18 protein-coding genes and 2 pseudogenes are annotated in these 17,816 nt (G+C 74.2%); 10 read left to right on the forward strand and 10 right to left on the reverse strand.

Annotation, left to right across the window (positions count from 1 at the left end; genetic code table 11):
• Window positions 1–110: 110 nt before the first annotated feature.
• From BJF88_RS05920 to BJF88_RS21380, 10 genes and pseudogenes are all read left to right on the forward strand, one after another.
• Window positions 111–845, forward strand: coding sequence for a pseudouridine synthase (locus BJF88_RS05920; RefSeq protein ID WP_075828128.1), 735 nt, complete (start codon window positions 111–113; stop codon window positions 843–845).
• A 64-nt stretch (window positions 846–909) separates the two neighbouring features.
• Window positions 910–1,272, forward strand: coding sequence for a chorismate mutase (gene aroH, locus BJF88_RS05925; protein WP_075828129.1), 363 nt, complete (start codon window positions 910–912; stop codon window positions 1,270–1,272).
• Window positions 1,269–2,011: pseudogene (cmk, locus tag BJF88_RS05930) on the forward strand ((d)CMP kinase). The gene aroH and the pseudogene cmk overlap by 4 nt, the downstream one beginning before the upstream one ends.
• Before the next feature lie 164 nt (window positions 2,012–2,175).
• Window positions 2,176–2,427, forward strand: a pseudogene (locus tag BJF88_RS23125) (lysophospholipid acyltransferase family protein); the annotation flags it as partial.
• Window positions 2,428–2,461: 34 nt separating this feature from the next.
• Complete coding sequence (locus tag BJF88_RS23130) at window positions 2,462–2,782, forward strand: hypothetical protein (protein WP_139315927.1); 321 nt, start codon at window positions 2,462–2,464, stop codon at window positions 2,780–2,782.
• Between the two features lie 31 nt (window positions 2,783–2,813).
• On the forward strand, window positions 2,814–3,185 hold the full coding sequence (locus BJF88_RS05945) for an iron chaperone (protein WP_075828131.1): 372 nt from the start codon (window positions 2,814–2,816) through the stop codon (window positions 3,183–3,185).
• Window positions 3,186–3,344: 159 nt separating this feature from the next.
• Window positions 3,345–4,754, forward strand: a complete 1,410-nt coding sequence (gene der / locus BJF88_RS05950) for a ribosome biogenesis GTPase Der (RefSeq protein ID WP_075828132.1) — start codon at window positions 3,345–3,347, stop codon at window positions 4,752–4,754.
• Between the two features lie 59 nt (window positions 4,755–4,813).
• Window positions 4,814–6,367, forward strand: coding sequence for a hypothetical protein (locus tag BJF88_RS18900; RefSeq protein WP_139315928.1), 1,554 nt, complete (start codon window positions 4,814–4,816; stop codon window positions 6,365–6,367).
• Window positions 6,364–7,038: an alcohol dehydrogenase catalytic domain-containing protein gene (locus tag BJF88_RS21375; RefSeq protein ID WP_255371801.1), complete on the forward strand. Its 675-nt coding sequence runs from the start codon at window positions 6,364–6,366 to the stop codon at window positions 7,036–7,038. Before BJF88_RS18900 ends, BJF88_RS21375 begins: the two co-directional genes overlap by 4 nt.
• A complete protein-coding gene (locus tag BJF88_RS21380) occupies window positions 6,978–7,550 on the forward strand; it encodes a hypothetical protein (RefSeq protein ID WP_255371810.1) in 573 nt (190 codons plus the stop codon). The genes BJF88_RS21375 and BJF88_RS21380 overlap by 61 nt, the downstream gene beginning before the upstream one ends.
• Before the next feature lie 80 nt (window positions 7,551–7,630).
• Here the strand turns inward: BJF88_RS21380 and kduI are convergent, their stop codons facing one another.
• The 10 genes from kduI to BJF88_RS06010 all read right to left on the reverse strand — a co-directional run bounded on the left by kduI (window position 7,631) and on the right by BJF88_RS06010 (window position 17,668).
• Window positions 7,631–8,467 carry a 5-dehydro-4-deoxy-D-glucuronate isomerase gene (kduI, locus tag BJF88_RS05970; RefSeq protein ID WP_075828134.1) on the reverse strand — a complete coding sequence of 279 codons (837 nt, stop codon included), beginning with the start codon at window positions 8,465–8,467 and terminating at the stop codon, window positions 7,631–7,633.
• Between the two features lie 83 nt (window positions 8,468–8,550).
• Window positions 8,551–9,315: a 2-dehydro-3-deoxy-D-gluconate 5-dehydrogenase KduD gene (kduD, locus tag BJF88_RS05975; protein WP_222843933.1), complete on the reverse strand. Its 765-nt coding sequence runs from the start codon at window positions 9,313–9,315 to the stop codon at window positions 8,551–8,553.
• Window positions 9,312–10,148 (reverse strand): fumarylacetoacetate hydrolase family protein, encoded by an 837-nt coding sequence (locus BJF88_RS05980; protein WP_075828135.1) that lies wholly within the window; start codon window positions 10,146–10,148, stop codon window positions 9,312–9,314. The genes kduD and BJF88_RS05980 overlap by 4 nt, the downstream gene beginning before the upstream one ends.
• 133 nt (window positions 10,149–10,281) lie before the next feature.
• A complete protein-coding gene (locus tag BJF88_RS05985) occupies window positions 10,282–11,256 on the reverse strand; it encodes a glycoside hydrolase family 88 protein (RefSeq protein WP_255371802.1) in 975 nt (324 codons plus the stop codon).
• A gap of 297 nt (window positions 11,257–11,553) precedes the next feature.
• Entirely contained in the window at window positions 11,554–12,282 is a 729-nt protein-coding gene (locus BJF88_RS05990) for a DUF624 domain-containing protein (protein ID WP_139315929.1), read from the reverse strand.
• A gap of 5 nt (window positions 12,283–12,287) precedes the next feature.
• Window positions 12,288–12,974 carry a carbohydrate ABC transporter permease gene (locus BJF88_RS05995; RefSeq protein ID WP_369824495.1) on the reverse strand — a complete coding sequence of 229 codons (687 nt, stop codon included), beginning with the start codon at window positions 12,972–12,974 and terminating at the stop codon, window positions 12,288–12,290.
• Window positions 12,914–13,195, reverse strand: a complete 282-nt coding sequence (locus tag BJF88_RS23135; RefSeq protein ID WP_369824496.1) for a hypothetical protein — start codon at window positions 13,193–13,195, stop codon at window positions 12,914–12,916. Before BJF88_RS23135 ends, BJF88_RS05995 begins: the two co-directional genes overlap by 61 nt.
• The gene (locus tag BJF88_RS21385) at window positions 13,195–13,698 is read right to left on the reverse strand and encodes a carbohydrate ABC transporter permease (protein ID WP_255371803.1); all 504 of its coding nucleotides are present in this window, start codon (window positions 13,696–13,698) and stop codon (window positions 13,195–13,197) included. Before BJF88_RS21385 ends, BJF88_RS23135 begins: the two co-directional genes overlap by 1 nt.
• Window positions 13,699–14,279: 581 nt before the next feature.
• The gene (locus BJF88_RS06005) at window positions 14,280–15,599 is read right to left on the reverse strand and encodes an ABC transporter substrate-binding protein (RefSeq protein ID WP_075828136.1); all 1,320 of its coding nucleotides are present in this window, start codon (window positions 15,597–15,599) and stop codon (window positions 14,280–14,282) included.
• A gap of 218 nt (window positions 15,600–15,817) precedes the next feature.
• Window positions 15,818–17,668, reverse strand: coding sequence for a DUF2264 domain-containing protein (locus BJF88_RS06010; RefSeq protein WP_255371804.1), 1,851 nt, complete (start codon window positions 17,666–17,668; stop codon window positions 15,818–15,820).
• Window positions 17,669–17,816 lie beyond the last annotated feature (148 nt).

Raw genomic sequence — 17,816 nt, forward strand, 5'->3', positions numbered from 1 at the left:
GCGCGGCGGCGGGCGAGCAGCGCGCGGGAGGTGCCCCGCAGCGCGGCCGGCCGCAGGGTGGGCAGCCTGCGCGGCGACGTCCCCGGCGCGAGGAGGAGCCCGCGCGCGACGTGCACGTCGAGGACGGCGTGCGCCTGCAGAAGGTGCTCGCCTCGGCCGGTCTCGGCTCACGGCGCGCGTGCGAGGAGCTCATCGCGACGGGCCGCGTCGAGGTCGACGGCGTGCGCGTGCGCGAGCTGGGCGTGCGGGTCGACCCGGCGCGGGCCGTCGTGCACGTGGACGGCATGCGCCTGCAGCTCGACACGTCGCGCGTCACCCTCGCGCTGAACAAGCCGCGCGGCGTCGTGTCGACGATGCACGACCCCGAGGGTCGCCCGTCGCTCGCCGAGCTGGTCGCGAACCGCTCCGAGCGGCTGTTCCACGTCGGCCGGCTCGACGCCGACAGCGAGGGCCTGCTGCTGCTGACCAACGACGGCGAGCTCGCGAACCACCTGGCGCACCCCTCGCACGAGGTGGCGAAGACCTACCTCGTGACCGTCCGCGGGCGGGTCCCCGGCGGCGTGGCCAACCGGTTCCTGCACGGGATCGAGCTCGAGGACGGCCTCGTGCGCGCCGACTCCTACCGCGTGGTCGACCAGGTCCCCGACCAGACGATGGTCGAGGTCGTGCTCCACTCGGGCCGCAACCGCGTGGTGCGGCGCATGTTCGAGGAGGTCGGGCACCCCGTGACGCGCCTCGTGCGCACACGGATCGGGCCCATCGCCCTCGGCGACCTGCGTCCCGGCACCACGCGCGTGCTCGGTCGTACCGAGCTCGGCACGCTCATGTCCGCCGTCGGGCTCTGACGGCCCACCCACCGCGCCGGCCGGCCGCCAGGCCCGGTCCGTCCCGTTCGAAGGAGCACCACCCATGCCGGTCCGGGCCATCCGGGGCGCCACGCAGCTCGACGTCGACGAGCGCGACCACCTCTTCGCGCGCACGCGCGAACTCGTGCAGGCGGTGCTCGACGCGAACGACGTCGACACCGCCGCGCTCATCTCGATCTTCTTCACGTGCACGCCCGACCTCGTCGCCGACTTCCCGGCCGCGGCGGCGCGCGAGCTGGGGCTCGGGGACGTGCCGCTGATGTGCGCGACCGAGATCGCGGTGCCGGCCGCCCTGCCGCGCGTCGTGCGGCTCATGGCGCACGCGGAGCTCGACGTCGCCCGCGCGGACGTCCAGCACGTGTACCTGCACGGTGCGGCGTCGCTGCGCAAGGACCTCGCCCAGTGAGCGGGGCGACGGCGGCCGGACCGCTGACGATCGCGATCGACGGACCGTCGGGCTCCGGCAAGTCCAGCGTCTCCAAGGGCGTCGCCCGCCGGCTGGGGCTCGCGTACCTCGACACCGGCGCGATGTACCGGGCGGCGACCTGGTGGTGCCTGCGCCGGGGCGAGGACCTCGCGGACCAGGCGGCGGTCGCCCACGCGGTGCGCGTCATGCCGCTCGTCATGGGGCTCGACCCCGCCGCGCCCACCGTGCACGTCGACGGGCAGCACGTGGGGGAGGAGATCCGCTCGACCGCGATCTCCACCGCGGTGAGCGCGGTCGCGACGAACCTCGACGTCCGCGCGGAGCTGCGCCGTCTGCAGCGCGAGGCCGTCGAGGCGGAACGCGCCGCCGGCGGCTTCTCCGGCGGGCGCGGCGTGGTCGCCGAGGGCCGCGACATCACGACCGTCGTGGCGCCGGACGCGACGTGCGCGTGCTGCTCACCGCGAGCGAGGAGGCGCGGCTGGCCCGGCGCTCGCTCGACGTGCACGGCACGGCGGACGCCGCCGCCGTGGAGGCCACGCGGGACCAGGTGCTGCGGCGCGACCGCGACGACTCGACGGTCTCGCAGTTCCAGCAGGCCGCCGACGGCGTCGTGACCGTCGACTCCTCCGACCTCGACCTCCCGCAGACGGTCGACGCCGTCCTCGCCGTCGTCGAGCACGTGACCGGGCGGGCGGTGGGACCGCGCCCCGCGCCGTGAGCGACGGGCGCCCGGCGGCGCCGGGTCGCGACGCACCGCGGGCCACGGCACGGCGCACCGCGTCCGCGCGCGTCCCGTCGCCCGCCGGGCCGGCGTGGTCCCGGTGGGTCGGACGGTTCCTCGCGCGCGTGGTGTGGGCGACCCGCGTCGAGGGGGCCGAGAACGTGCCGGCCGACGGGCCGGTCGTCCTCGCCGCGAACCACACGGGCGTCGTCGACGGCCCCGTCGTGCTCGGGGTCGCGCCGCGCCCGCTGCACGTCCTCGTCAAGGAGGAGATGTTCACCGGTCCCGTCGGGTGGGTGCTGCGCGCGGCGGGCCAGATCCCCGTCGACCGCGCCGGCGGCCGCCGCGCGCTCGCGACGGCGCTCGGCGTGCTGCGCCGCGGGGGTGCCGTGGGCGTCTTCCCGGAGCAACCGCGGGCGCGGCGACGCGACGTCGGCGCGCGCCGGCGTGGCGTGGCTCGCGCTGCACGCCGGCGCGCGCGTCGTGCCGGTCGCGGTGCTCGGCACGCGCCGCACCGGCGAGGGCGTGAACCGCGTCCCGGGGCTGCGGCGGCGCATCGTCGTACGGTTCGGCGAACCGGTCGCGCTCGAGCGGGCGCCGGGTGCGAGCGGCAAGCAGGCGCTCGAGGCGGCCAACGAGCAGGTCCGCACGGCGCTCGCCGGGCTGGTCGCCGAGACCGTCGCGAGCACGGGCGTGGCCCTGCCGATCGACGCGCCGCGGCGCGAGGGCGGGACCGACGCCGGCGCGGGAGGCCGACCTCCCGCGTGACGCCGCGTCCGGGCAGGAGTAGTTTCCAGCCATGGCGGACAAGCCGAGGACGGTGGACGAGTACGTGGCCGCGCTCGCGCCCGACGCGCGCGAGGTCGTCGCGCACCTGCGCGAGGTCGTCCACGCCACCGTCCCCGGCCTCGGCGAGCGCATCAGCTACGGCATCCCGACGTTCACGCTCGACGACCACTACCTCGTCTACCTCGCCGGGTGGGCCCACCACGTCTCGCTCTACCCGGTGCCCGACACGGACGACGGCGACGACGAGCTGGCGCGTCGCGTCGCGCGCTACCGCGACGGCAAGGGCACCCTGCGCTTCTCCCTCGCGGAGCCGGTGCCGGACGACGTCGTGCGCGACGTGGTGCTGGCCCTCGCGGCCGAGCGGCGCGACGCCGTGGGCTGAGCGTTCGGCGCGGGTCGCGCGACCTGGGAGAATCGTCCCCATGACCACACCCGACCAGGCCCAGCCCGGCACGCCCGACGAGACCGACGCCGTCGGGCACGCGCACGACCCGGAGCCCCACCCCGCGGGCTCGACGCGGACGAGGCCCGCGAGCGCGCCCTGCGCGCCGGCCTGGCGGACTACGAGCTCGAGGAGACCGACCTCGTCCTGCTCGACACGGACGACGAGGACCTCGAGGACGCCGAGCCGGCCGAGATCCTCCCGGTGCTCGCGGTCGTCGGCCGGCCGAACGTCGGCAAGTCGACCCTCGTCAACCGCATCCTCGGGCGGCGTGAGGCCGTCGTCGAGGACAAGCCGGGCGTCACGCGCGACCGCGTGAGCTATCCCGCCGAGTGGTCCGGCCGCCGGTTCACGCTCGTCGACACGGGCGGCTGGGAGGTCGACGTCGCGGGCATCGAGTCGAAGGTCGCCGAGCAGGCCGAGGTCGCGATCTCGCTGGCCGACGCGGTGCTGTTCGTCGTCGACGCGACGGTCGGCCCGACCGCGACGGACGAGCGCGTCGTGCGGCTCCTGCGCTCGTCGGGCAAGCCCGTGGTGCTGTGCGCGAACAAGGTCGACGGCCCGTCGGGCGAGGCGGACGCCGCGGCCCTGTGGAGCCTCGGGCTCGGTGAGCCGATGCCCGTCTCCGCGCTGCACGGGCGCGGCACGGGCGACCTGCTCGACGCCGCGATGGACGCGCTGCCCACCGAGTCCGCGCACGGCGAGGCGCGGCCGACCGGCCCGCGCCGCGTCGCGCTCGTCGGGCGCCCCAACGTGGGCAAGTCCTCGCTGCTGAACAAGATCGCGGGCGCCGAGCGCGTGGTCGTCGACGAGCTCGCCGGGACGACGCGCGACCCCGTCGACGAGCTCGTCGAGATCAAGGGCGTGCCCTACGTGCTCGTCGACACGGCGGGCATCCGCCGCCGCGTGCACCAGACGAAGGGCGCGGACTTCTACGCGTCGCTGCGCACGCAGGCGGCGATCGAGAAGGCCGAGCTGGCCGTCGTGCTCGTCGACGCGTCCGTCCCGCTCACGGAGCAGGACACGCGCGTCATCTCCCAGGTCGTCGACGCGGGGCGCGCGCTCGTCATCGCCTACAACAAGTGGGACCTCATGGACGAGGACCGTCGTCCGTTCCTCGAGCGCGAGATCGAGAAGGACCTCGTCCAGGTGCAGTGGGCGCCGCGCGTCAACGTCTCGGCGCGCACCGGCTGGCACACCGACCGGCTGGTGCCGGCGATGGAGCGCGCGCTCGACGCGTGGGACACGCGCATCCCGACGGGGCGCCTCAACGCGTTCCTCGGCGAGCTGGTCGCGGCCCACCCGCACCCGCTGCGGGGCGGCAAGCAGCCGCGCATCCTCTTCGCCACGCAGGCGTCCACGCGCCCGCCCCGGTTCGTGATCTTCGCGACGGGCTTCCTCGAGGCGGGCTACCGCCGGTTCGTCGAGCGCCGCCTGCGCGAGACGTTCGGCTTCGAGGGCACGCCCATCGAGATCAGCGTGCGCGTGCGGGAGAAGCGCAAGCGGTGACGGGCGGCCGGACGGCGTCGCGCGAGCCCCGCCGCGGGGTCGCCGCGCGGGGACGGGCCGTGCGCCTCGGCGTGGTGCGCGACACGGCCGCGACGCGGCACCTCGTGACGTTCCTCGTCGTGACGGTGGCCACCGTCCTGCTCACCCGGTTCTTCCTCGCCGCCTCCGGCTACCCGCAGGTCGGCGGGGGAGACCTGCACGTCGCGCACGTGCTGTGGGGCGGGCTCGGCATGGCGCTCGGGACCGTCGTGCTGCTCTCGTTCGTGGGACCGACGCTGCGCTCGCTCGGCGCCGTGCTCAGCGGCGTCGGTTTCGGGCTGTTCGTCGACGAGATCGGCAAGTTCGTCACGGCGGACAACGACTACTTCTACGAGCCGACGGCGGCGCTCATCTACGCGACGGTCGTCGTCCTCGTGCTCGTCGTCGAGGCGCTGCACGGGTGGCGGCGACACCACGCGGCGGAGTACCTCGCCGTCGCGACGGACCGTGCGGTCGCCGGCGTCGCGGGCGGCTTCACCGACGCGGCGCGCGCGGAGGCCCGGGAGCTGGTCGCGCTGGGACAGGGGGAGCCCGCGGCCGCGGAGGTGGCGGCGCTCGTGGAGTCGGTGCCGCGCGACGAGGTCGACGTGCCCGACCCGGTGCGCGCCCTCGTGCGTCGGGCGTCGACGTGGTTCAACGCCGCGCTCGAGCGCCGGTGGACCGCGGTCGTGGTCGTCGTCGCGGTCCTCGGTGTCGCCGCCGGGTCGGTGGCCGTCGCGCTGCGGGTCCTGACCCGCGACGTCGACGTGCCCACCTGGGTCGCCTCGGGATGCTCGCCGGTGTCGCCGCGTCCGTCGCGTGCGTCGCCGTCGGACTCGTCGCGGGCCGCGGCGACCGCCGGACCGGGGCCGTGTGGGTGCGGCGCGGCGTGCTCGTGTCGCTGCTGCTCACGCAGCTCCTCGTGTTCCGCGCGGTGCAGTGGGTCGGCGTCGCCGGCCTCGCCGTGGACCTCCTCGTCCTCGCGGCGCTCGGGTCCGCGCTCGGCCGTGACGACGAGCGTCGGCAGGCGCGCCCCGTGCGCCCGGCGCGCCGCGCGGGGCGGGATTAGTCTGGCGGACGAGGCTTCTCGCCTCCCGCGTGCAGCAGCCCGCGCGTGCCCGCCGCACCGGCCACGGGTCGGTCCGCCCCTCGGGAGCCGCCATGAGAGCTGCCACGAAGGTCCTCACCCTGTCCGCCGCGGTCGCTGGTGCCGCGACGTGGTGGTCGCGCCGCGATTCAGGTCACCGGCCCGGCAGCGGCGATCCCGTGCTCGCCGTCACGGTGCACCGCCCCCACGACGAGCTCTCCGCGGAGCTCGCGCGCCGGCACCCGGCGCCGCTCGCCGCGCTCGGCGACGCGTCCGGCTCGAGACCACCGCGGCGCCCAAGGACTTCGGCACCGAGCTGCGCCTGCGGGTCGATCCCGGGACGGAGGTCGACGTCCACGACGCCCGGCAGGCGCTGCGGCTCGCCAAGCAGCTCCTCGAGACCGGCACCGTCATGCCGCCCGACGAGCCGCTCGTGCGCCGTCGCACGCTCACGTCGCTGCCGCTCGAGGCGGCGATCCGTCGCGCGGGGACGGAGGGACGGCTGTGAAGGCGCTGCAGTGGACGGGCGTGAACGACCTCGCCGTGAACGACGTCCCCGACCCGACCCTGGAGGACGACCGCGACGTGATCGTCCAGGTCCGCCGGACCGTCTCGTGCGGGTCCGACCTCCACCTGCTCGGCGGGTACATCCCGTTCATGCGCTCCGGCGACGTCCTCGGTCACGAGTTCCTCGGCGAGGTGGTCGAGACCGGCTCGGCGGTCACGGAGCACCGTGTCGGCGACCGCGTCGTCGTGTCGTCCTTCGTCGCGTGCGGCCAGTGCTGGTACTGCCGCCAGGAGCTGTACTCGCTGTGCGACAACGGCAACCGCAACCCCGCCATCACCGAGCACCTGTGGGGCTCCGCGCCGGGCGGATGCTTCGGCTACTCCCACGCGATGGGCGGGTACGAGGGCTCGCACGCCGAGTACGTGCGCGTGCCCTTCGCCGACGTCGCGCCTTCACCGTGCCCGACGACGTCGCCGACGAGCGGGCCGTGTTCGCCTCCGACGCCGCGTCGACCGGCTGGATGGGCGCCGACCTCGGTGGTGTGCAGCCCGGCGACGTCGTCGCCGTGTGGGGCGCGGGCGGCGTCGGCCAGATGGCGGCACGCGCCGCGATGCTCCTCGGGGCCGAACGGGTCTTCGTCGTCGACCCGCTGGAGGAGCGGCTGCGCATGACACGCCGGTTCGTCGGCTGCGACACCCTCCAGGAGGGCACGGACGACGTCGGAGCCGCCCTGCTCGAGGCGACGGCCGGCCGCGGGCCCGACGTCTGCATCGAGGCGGTCGGCATGGAGTCCGGCGGCGGGTCGGCGGTCGAGGAGGCGTACGACCGCGCCAAGCAGTACCTGCGGCTGCAGACCGACCGACCCACCGCGCTGCGGCACGCGATCTACCACTGCCGCAAGGGCGGCACCGTGTTCGTGCTCGGGGTCTTCGCGGCGCTCGCGGACAAGTTCCCGCTCGGCGCGGTGATGAACAAGGGCCTCACGCTGCGCGGGGCGCAGATGCACGGTCAGCGGTACATCCCCATGCTGCTCGAGCGGATGGCGCGCGGAGAGCTCGTCACCGAGCACCTCGCGACCCACGTGATGCCGCTCGACGACGGCCCCGCGGCTACGACCTGTTCAAGTCCAAGGAGGACGGCTGCGTGCGGTCGGTGTTCCTGCCCCACGGCTGAGCCGTCCTGACGACGGCCGAACCCGGGGTCGTGCGGCACCCCGGAGCGGGAACGACGCACGACCCCGGGTTCGGCACCGGGCAGGGCGGGTCAGCGCATCGACGTGACGGGGAAGCCGTCCATGTCGTCGAACGACTGGTTCTCGCCGGCCATCGCCCACACGAACGAGTACGCGGCCGTGCCGACGCCGGAGTGGACCGACCAGCTCGGGGAGATGATCGCCTCCCGGTCGGCGACGACGAGGTGGCGGGTCTCGTCCGGGCGGCCGCACAGGTGCACCACGCGCGCCTCGGCGGGCACGTCGAAGTACAGGTAGCACTCGGTGCGGCGGTCGTGCGTGTGCGCCGGCATGGTGTTCCACATGCTGCCCTCGTGCAGCGAGGTGACGCCCATGACGATCTGGCAGGACTTCACGCCGTTCTCGTGGATGTACTGGTTGAGCGATCGGCGGTTCGACGTCACCTGGTCGCCGAGCTCGCGGACCGTGCCCTGGCCGGGCAGCGTGAGCACCGTCGGGTAGGCGGTGTGCGCGGGCGCGGAGAAGAGGTAGAACGCGGCGGCGCCCTCCTCGCCGGAGCCGGCGTTGGCGAACACGACCTCGCGCACGCCGCGGCCCACGTACAGGCACGCGCCCTTGGGCAGCTCGTGCACCTCGCCGTCGGTGGTCACGGTGCCCGTGCCGCCGACGTTGACGATGCCGACCTCGCGGTGCTCGAGGAAGTACTCGCTGCGGATCTCGTCGTAGGTCGGCAGCGGCAGCGGGGCGTCGCCGGGGACGGCGCCGCCGAGGACGATGCGGTCGTGGTGGGTGTAGGTGACGTTCACCTCGCCCGGGACGAAGAGGTCCTGGACGAGGAAGCGGTCGCGCAGCTCCTGCGTCGTCGCTCCGGGGATCTGCTCGGGGCTGGTGGCGTAGCGCTGTTCCACGGGTCTGCTCTCCTGGGTGGTGCGGGTGGTGCTCGGTCAGGCGTGCGGTCGGGGCCGCCGCCGCGGGTGCGGTCGGCGCGGGCTCAGCGCACGAGCCAGCCGCCGTCCACGGGCAGGACCACCCCGTGGACGTACGCGGCGGCGTCGGACGCGAGGAAGACGAGCGCCCCGGCGAGGTCGTCCGGCGTGCCCCACCGCGCGGCGGGGATGCGCTCGGCGATCGAGCGCTCGCGGGCCTCGTCGGCGCGGATGGGCGCGGTGTTGTCTGTCGCCATGTAGCCGGGGGCGATCGCGTTGACGTTGACGCCGCGCGCGGCCCACTCGTTCGCGAGGGCCTTGGTCAGCCCGGCGACGGCGTGCTTGGAGGCCGCGTACCCGGGCACGAGGATCCCGCCCTGGAACGACAGCATCGACGCGACGTTGACGATCTTCCCGGCGCCGCGCTCGAGCATGCCGCGGCCCACGGCCTGCGAGAGGTGGAAGACGGCGTCGAGATTGACGGCGAGCACGGCGTCCCAGTCCTCGACGGGGTGCTCGGCAGCCGGGGCGCGACGGATCGTGCCGGCGTTGTTCACCAGCACGTCGACGGCGCCGAGCGCCTCCTCGACCTCGGCGACGGCACCGTGCAGCTCCGCGGGCGTCGCCGTGGTCAGGTCGCGCTGGACGCTGTGCACGCGACGCCCCAGCGCCTCGACCTTCGCGATCGTCTCGGTGGGCACGCTGCGGTCGAGCAGCGCGACGTCGGCGCCCGCCTCGGCGAGCGCGACGGCCGCCCCCTGCCCGAGCCCGCGGCTCGTGCCCGTGACGAGCGCGACCTTCCCGTCGAGACGGAACTGGTCGAGGATCATGCGTGCACTCCTTCGGTGGTGGTGGTGGCGTGGGCGTGCGGCGCGTCGTCGCCGTCCGGCGAGGCGGCGCCCGGCGCGACGAACCGTGTCGTGAGCTCCCCGAGCCCGGCCACGCGGATCGTCACGGCGTCGCCCGCGGCGAGCGGCCGGTGCGCGTCGAGCGCCTCGGGGAGCTTCTGCGGGGTGCCGGTCGAGATCACGTCGCCCGGCTCGAGGGTGACGACGTGGCTGAGGTAGGACACGAGCCACGGCAGGCGGAACACCATCGTCGACGTGCTCTGCGAGACGGTGACGGCGCCGTCGCGCACGACCTCGACGGTCAGGTCGTGGAAGTCCGCCACCTCGTCCGCGGTCACGACGGCCGGGCCGAGCTGGCCGAAGCCGTCGAAGCACTTGCCCATGGCCCACTGGCTCTGCCGGCGCTGCCACGCGCGGTCGGAGACGTCGTCGAACAGCGTGAACCCGGCGACGTGGTCCATCGCGTCCTCGACGGCGACCGCGTGGGCACGGCGGCCGATGACGACGGCGACCTCGCCCTCGTAGTCGACGTCGTCCGCCACCGCGGGCACGACGACCGCGTCGGACGGGCCGCTCAGCGTGTTCGGCGTCTTGACGAACACGTCGGGGAACTCCGGGTCGTCCGCGGTCGGGTCCTGCCCGTCCGGGACGTGGCCGCGGTAGTTGTACCCGAGGCACAGGACCGTGCGGGGCCGCACCGGGGGAGCCAGGTGCACGTCGGCGGCCCGGGGGAGCGTGGCGAGCGCGTCGGCGTCCGCGGCGACCCTCCCGACGGCGTCGCGCACCCAGGCGGTCAGCTCCGGGTCGGCGAGCACGTGGGTGACCGTGACCCCGGCGCCGAGCGACCGGGGCGAGGTCGAGCAGGCGGTCGACGCCGCCGTCGGACACGAGCGCGCCCGGGCGCTCGGTCGCGGCCCCTCCGCGGCCGAGGGACGTGGGTCACGAGCCTCACCAGTACTTCACCCACCCCGGGAGCGTGTGGCGCACGAGCGCCTCGAGGTAGAAGTAGTCGCCCCACAGGCTGCCCTCGTCGACGCCGATGCTCTTCGGCGCGTCGTAGACGGAGTGCAGGAGGAGCGCGTCGGACTCGACGCCCTCGGCCGCGGGCGTGTACCCCGCGACGAGCGCGCGCAGCATGTCCAGGGACGCGGCGGCGTAGCGCTCGCGGCGCTCCGGGTCGGTCTCGACGGAGGCGAGCTCGTGCAGCCCCGCCGCGGCGATGGCACCGGAGGAGCTGTCGCGCGGGGCGCCGCTGCCGTCGGTGTAGACGAGGTCCCAGTAGGGCACGCCGTCGGACGGCAGGTGGGCGAGGAAGTAGTCGGCGCACCGCCGCGACGCGTCGAGCAGCGCGGGGTTCCCCGTGACCTGGTGGTTCATCGCGAACCCGTAGATGCCCCACGCCTGGCCGCGGGCCCAGCACGAGTCGTCGCCGGCGCCCTGCTCGGTCCCGCCGCGCAGCGGCTCGCCCGTGACCGGGTCCCAGTAGAACGTGTGGAACGTCGTGTCGTCGTCGCGCACGATGTGCGTGGCGAGCTGCGTGGTGTGGCGGCGGACGGCGTCGGGGAAGCGCTCCTCGCCCGTCTGCTCGCCGGCCCAGGTGAGCAGCGGCATGTTCATGAGGCTGTCGACGATGGTCCGGCCCCGCTGCGCCGGGTCGGACAGGTCGCCCCACGCCTGGAGGATGCCCGCCGGCTCGAGGAACCGGACCATGAGGTGGTCGGCGGCCGACAGGGCGGCGCGCCGCGCCGTCTGGTCGCCGAGCAGGCGCCACGGCGCGACGCAGGACAGCGTGTAGAGGAACCCGAGGTCGTGCGTCTGCAGGTCCTCGCCCTGGTCGACGCGCCGCGCGAAGTCCGCGACGTGCCGCTCGCCCGCCGCGCGGAACGCCACGTCACCGGTGAGCTCGAACGCGAGCCACTGCACGCCCGGCCAGAAGCTCGTCGTCCAGCCCCGGTTCGCGCCCTCGGCGAAGTCGGCGTCGCGGGTCGCGGCGGGTAGAGGCCGCCGCGCGTGGTGTCGTCGGGGTAGCGGTCGCCGAACGCGGCGATGTTGCGTCGGACGGTCGCGAGCGCGGCGTCGACGGCGGGTGCGAGCTCGGTGGCGAGCCCGGTGGCGAGCGTCATCGGGGAACTTCCTTCTGCTCCGGCGCTCGCGGCGCCGGACGGTCGGTGGACGGACCGCGGTGGCGGACCGTGACGAGGACGGGGACTGCGGGGTCGGTCAGCGGGACGGGCCGGTCGGCGCGGGGACCGTGCCGAGGGCGGAGTGCAGCGCGAAGCGCGCCCCGCCCCACGCGGCGAACAGCAGGGGGGCCAGGGCCAGCCCGAGGCCGACGGCGGGGCGAGCGGCGACCAGCGAGAGGAGCATCGCCAGCACGACCAGGGCGGGCACGGTCAGGTACCAGCGGCGCACCGCGGCGAACAGCGAGGCGCGGAGCAGGTCGCGCAGGCGCGCGGCGGGGTGGTCGGGCAGGGCGACGGCGGCGACCAGCGTCGTCAGCGCGGTCAGCGCGACGAGGGTCACCAGGACCGGGATCGCGACCGCGCCGGCCGGGTGGCCCCACACGACGCGGACGTCGACCGCGAGGACGACGACGAGCCCCGTGGCGAGAGCACCGAGCGCGACGGCGCGCCGCCACTGGGCGCGGTACGTGCGCCACCAGGTGCGGACGACCGGCGCCGAGGAGTCCGCGCTGACCGCGCCGAAGACACCGAAGGCGGCGACGACGGCGGGCGCGCACAGCGGCGCGAGGAGCGCGAGCGCGGGCCAGGACGCCGCCGGGTCCGTGGTCGCGGCGAGCGCCACCAGGGGCAGGCAGCCGAGCACGAGCAGCATGTTCGTGGCCATGCCGGCGTAGACCGTGGCGAACACGAGCGCGTACGTCTCGTGCGACACGAGCCGCTTGCGCGCGCCGGGCCGGCCGGTGGGGGCGTGCACGGTGGTCGCCACGGCGCTCACCCCTTGAGCCCGGTCGACGCGACGCCCTCGACGAAGTACCGCTGGCCGAGCAGGAAGATGATCGCGATCGGCAGCACGGACAGGACGGAGCCCGTCATGATGAGCGCGTGCTCGGCGTTGTACTGGCCGATGAACGACTTCAGACCCAGCTGGATCGTCCACAGGTCGGGGCTGCGCAGGTAGATGAGCGGCCCGAGGTAGTCGTTCCAGGTGTTGACGAACATGAGCAGGGTCAGGCTCGCGATGGCGGGCACGGACAGCGGCATCATGATGCGCCGCCAGATCCCGTACTCGCTGAGGCCGTCGAGACGCGCGGCCTCGCTCAGCTCCTCGGGGATGGTCTCGAAGAACTGCTTCATGAGGAAGACGCCGAAGGCGCTGAACGTCTGCAGCGCGATGATCGCCCACAGGGTGTTCGACAGCCCGGCCTCGGACAGCATGATGAACTGGGGGATCATGTACGACTGCCACGGCACGGCGATGGTGCCGATGTAGAGCAGGAACAGCGCGTCGCGGCCGCGGAAGCGCATCTTGGAGAACCCGTACGCCGCGAAGCTGCCGGTGACGACCTGGAGCACCGTGACCGTGACCGACAGGATGAGCGTGTTCTTCAGCCACGTCGTCATGTCCGCGCGTTCCCAGATGTCCACGTAGTTCTGCCAGACGACGGGGTCCGGGAACACTGGATCGGGACGGTGAAGACCTGGTTGTTCGTCTTCAGCGAGGAGACGACCATCCAGAAGAAGGGCAGGAGGATCGCGGCCGCCGCGACGATCATGAGGGTGTAGCCGAGCGCCTTGCCGACCACGGGGGTCGCGCGGCGCGGGCGGCGCGGGCGCGGGTCGTCGGCGACGGTCGCCGGTACCGGAGCGGGGCCGGGAGTGGGGGTGTCGAGCGTGGCCATCAGCTCTCCCTCCTCTTGTTCACGACGAACTGGAAGACCGTCACGAGGATGCAGATCAGGAACAGCGCGACCGAGACCGCCGACGCGTAGCCGAACTGGTTCTCGACGAAGCCCTTCTGCCAGATGTACTGGCTGAGCACGAGCGTCGACTGCCCGGGGCCGCCGTTGGTCATGACGAGGATGAGGTCGAAGATCTTGAAGCTCTGGATCGTCAGCATGACGGTGACGAAGAACATCGTCGGGCGCAGGCCCGGGAGCGTGACGTTCCAGAACCGCTGCCAGGCGTTCGCGCCGTCCATGCGCGCGGCCTCGTAGAGCTGGGCGGGCACGGTCTGCAGGCCGGCGAGGAGCAGGAGCATGTAGTAGCCCATCTCGCGCCACACGCTGACGAGGATGACGGCGGGCATCGCCCAGGCGCTCGAGGTGGTCCACCCGGGCGGGTTGTCGACGCCGAGCGCGCGCAGCATCTGGTTGAGCGGGCCGAACTCGGGGCTGAACAGCATGTTCCACACCACGCGATCGCGACCACCGACGTGATGTAGGGGAAGAACGCCACCGTGCGGAAGAAGGCGACGCCGCGCAGCTTCCGGTTGAGCAGGAGCGCGAGGCCGAGGGAGGCGGCGAGCGTCAGCGGGATGTGGATCACCGCGTAGTACAGGGTGTTGAGCAGCGCCCTGTGGAAGCTGGTGTCCGCGACGAGGCGCGTGAAGTTGTCGAGCCCGATCCACTGCGCGACGCCGAAGACGTTCCAGTTGGTGAACGAGATGTAGAACAGCGTGACGACCGGGATCAGGGTCAGCAGCCCGAAGCCGAGGAAGTTCGGCAGGATGAAGCTGTACCCGACCAGGGTGTTGCGCAGCCGGAGGCGGCTCCCGGCGCGGCGGCGGTCCGTCGGAGGACGCGTCGGCGCGTCCGGACCGTCCGTCCGGGGCCGCGACTGCTCGTCGGCGGCGATCGTGGACATCGTGGGGACTCCTGTGTCTGGAAGCTCGGTGCGGTGCCGTGCGCCCCGGGGCGCCGCTGCTCGCGGTCGCGGCGCCCGGGGTGGTGCGGCGGGGGGACCCGCCGGCGGTGTGCCGGTGGGTCAGCCGATGCCGGCCTCGGAGGCGGCGCGGCTCTCCGCCTCGGTGATCGCGGCGTCGATCGGCGTCGACTCGGACATCACGGCCGTGTGCAGGTCGTTGAGGATGTTCTGCACCGCCGCGGTGCTCGCGGCGACCGGGTTCTCCGGCTTCGTCTCGTGCGTGCCGAACGCGAAGCGCGACAGGTCGTCGGTGGGCACGCCCTCGAGCGAGAAGAACGTCTCGACGACCGAGTCGGTGAACAGCGCGGGCGTGATGCCGATCTCGGCGAGCGCCTGCGCGCCGCCCTCGCCCGCGGCGAACGCGAGGAAGTCCTTGGCGGCCTGGACCTTCTCCTCGTCGATGGCCGGGTTGATGCCCATGCCGGTCGGGTCGCCGAACGTCACCGGGACGTTGTCGGTGCCGGTCGTGGACTCGTCCTGCTGGGGCGCCGGCGCCATGCCCCACGCGAACTCGTCCGCCTCGCCGCTGTCCTGCTGCGCGATGAGCGTCGCGGCGTACCACGTGCCCATCGGCATCATCGCGGCCTGCTGCGTGCCGAACTGCGTCTGGTAGCTCAGCGAGTTCGTCGTCACCGTGCCATAGCTCGGCTGCGCGCCGGCGGCCTGGAGGTCGAGCACGCGCTCGTAGTACGGAGCGAGGAAGGAGTAGTCCGCGCTGTCGAGCGACGCGTCCTCGCTCTGGGCGAGCGCGAAGCCCTGCACGGTGGACTGCCACGAGTGCTGGTAGGTGCCGGTGGCCTGGGAGCCCGCGCCCTCGAACGCCGTCGTGAGGTCCTTGGCGGTCTGGGCGTAGTCGTCCCACGTCCACGAACCGTCGGGCTGGGCGACGCCGGCCTGGTCGAAGAGGTCCTTGTTGTAGTACAGGACCCACGAGTCCTGGCGGTAGGGCACCGCGTAGTGCGCGCCCTCGGCCTCGTACGCGTCGAGGCCGCCCGTGTCGGGGTCGAGCTCGGAGGCGACGTCGGACACGTCGAGCAGCTGCTGGCCCGACTGGTACGTGTAGAAGTTCTTGAGGTTCTTCAGGATGTAGATGTCCGGCGCGGTGCCGGCCGCGAGGTCCGCGGTCATCTGCGTGTCGTAGTCGTTGCCGGCCGCGTACTCCGTGACCTCGACCGTGACGTCGGGGTTCTCCTCGTGGAACGCGTCGGCGAGCGTCTGGAACTCGGGGGTCTGGGACAGGCTCCAGCCCGCGAGCGTCAGGGTGACGGGGCCGTCGGCGGTGGCGGTCTCGCCACCGGACTCGCCCCCGCCGCCGCAGGCCGTGAGGGTGAGGGCGACGACGGCGGCGGTGCCGATCGCGATCGGGGTCGTGCGCTTCATTCCTTGCTCTCCTTCGAGTGAGGCGGCCCGACGTCGGGCCTGTCCGCTCGCCCGGGGCGGGTCCGGGCTCGTGGGTCGGGGTCAGGGCAGGTCGGTGAGCGTGCGCTCCCCGTCCGGCCACTGCACGGCGGCAGTACGTCCTGCCGCCGCGAGATCGATCTCCGGCTGCGCGGGCTGGGCAGCCGGGTGGTCGGTGCCGGCATCGTGCGCCGTGCGGGTCAGGGTGACGAGCGCGGCGTGCCAGACGCCGGGCTCGGCGGGCAGGTCGACGACGTCGACGTGCGACTGCGCGCCGAGCGCAGAGGCGTCCGCACGGCGCTCGGTCCGGACGGCGCCGACGGCGCCGACGGCGTCGCCGCCGAGCGGGACGACGGCGGCGTCGAGACCGTCGCCGTCCACGACGGGCCAGCCGCCCACGCGCAGGCGCACGTCGTCGGGCCCGAGGCCGTCGGCGAGCGCGTCGACGCGCGCGAGGCGGACCTCCCACGGCCCGCGCACGAGCGAGACGACGTGAGGGTGCCAGGCGTCGGTGAGCGTGCCGGGCAGGCCGGAGCCGTGGTCGCGGCCGCCGAGCTCGGGCTCGAGCCAGCGGACCCGCGCGGTCGAGGCGGCGACGCGACGGGGGCCTCGCCGGGGGACTGCGCGACCCGGGCACCGAGCGCGTGCCAGCCGGCGCGGTGCGTGGCACGGCCGTCGGCGTCGACGAGCGCGACGGTCTGCTCGACGGGTGAGACGCGGCTCGCGACGTCGGACCAGGGGGCGGTGGCGGTCGAGTAGCCCAGGCGGGCGTACAGCGGGGAGTCGGCGACCCGGTCGCCCTCGCGGGCGTGGTCGGTGCCGTGGTTGACGACGCGCACGACGCCGTCGGCCCGTGTCCCGCTGACGACCCAGCCCGGGGCGCGCACGGCGCGCAGCACGTCGCCGCGCTCGACCGGCAGCGGCTCCTCGGTCGCGGTCCAGGCGGGGTGGTCGGCCGGCAGCGCGAGACCGAGGAGGCCCTTGCTCGCCCAGTACGGCGAGCCGGGGCCGGTGTACGTCTGGGCGATCGGCAGCCACTCGTGGTGCCACCCCTGGGTCAGCAGCCCGCGCGCGTCGGGCGCGCCGCGGTCGGCGAAGTGCGCGACGATCCCCGACGCGGCGCGGCGCAGCGCACCGGGGGAGTGCGACGGCACCTCGGCGATGGCGCCGACCCAGAAGGGAGCGGCGGCCGCGAAGCGGTAGGTGAGGGAGCGGCCCTGGAGCAGCGGGGACCCGTCACCGCCCACGAGCGCGAGCGCGTCGTCGAGGTAGCGGTCGAGGAGCTGGACGTCGCGCTCGCGGCGCGGCGCGGCGAGGTCCTCCGCGCCGCGCATGCGCGCCCACAGCGTGGGGTACAGGTGCAGGGCCCAGCCGGCGTAGTGGTCGAACGACCGCTCGTCGCCGTCGGCCAGCCAGCCGTCCTCGCGCTCGAAGCCGTCGTGCGTCGCGAGGTCCTCGGCCATCTCGTCGAGGGAGTGCGGGCCGCCGACCGAGCGCAGGAACGTCTGCACGACGAGGCGGAACCAGACCCAGTTGATGCGGGGGTACGTGTCGTCGCCGACGGCCTCGGCGAGGTAGTCGACGAGCTGCTCCTGCACGAGCGGCGACAGCCCGTCCCAGATCCACTCGCGCGTGAGGTCGAGCACGAGCGCGAGCGAGGCCGCCTCGACCTTCGCCTGCGCGTGCTCGGACATCCGCAGCCAGCGGTCGGGCGCGTGCGGGTCGGAACCCGCCGCGAGCCCGTCGGCGTACCACTGCGCGTACCCGTGCGGGTCCGCGCCGCGCTCGCCCGCCAGGCGGAAGCCGGCGAGGAGGAACGTGCGGGCGAAGCCCTCGAGTCCGTCGACGGCGCGGCCGTAGCCGCCCTCGGGGCCGGGGAGCGTGATCCGGGCGTGGCCCGCGGACGCGTAGGGTCGCACCGCGGCGAGCAGCGAGTCGCCGAAGGCGACCCACCGCGCACGGTCCCACCCGGTCAGGGGGCTCGTGGCGGGCGCGGCGGCCGGCTGCGGCCTGGTGCCCTCGAGCGTCATCGCGTCCTCCGTCGACTGCACGGCGCCTCTGCGCGCCGCGGGTGCTGCTGCGTTGCTGCTGGTGCTGCGTCCGTGATCGGCGTCACCAGACGTCGTGCCGGTCCGAACAGTTCCGCAGTCAACCGTTCAGAAACAGACCCTGTCAAGTGCGTCACTCTTCTGTTATGAT

Source organism: Cellulosimicrobium sp. CUA-896, from assembly GCF_001942335.1.
GTDB lineage: Bacteria > Actinomycetota > Actinomycetes > Actinomycetales > Cellulomonadaceae > Cellulosimicrobium.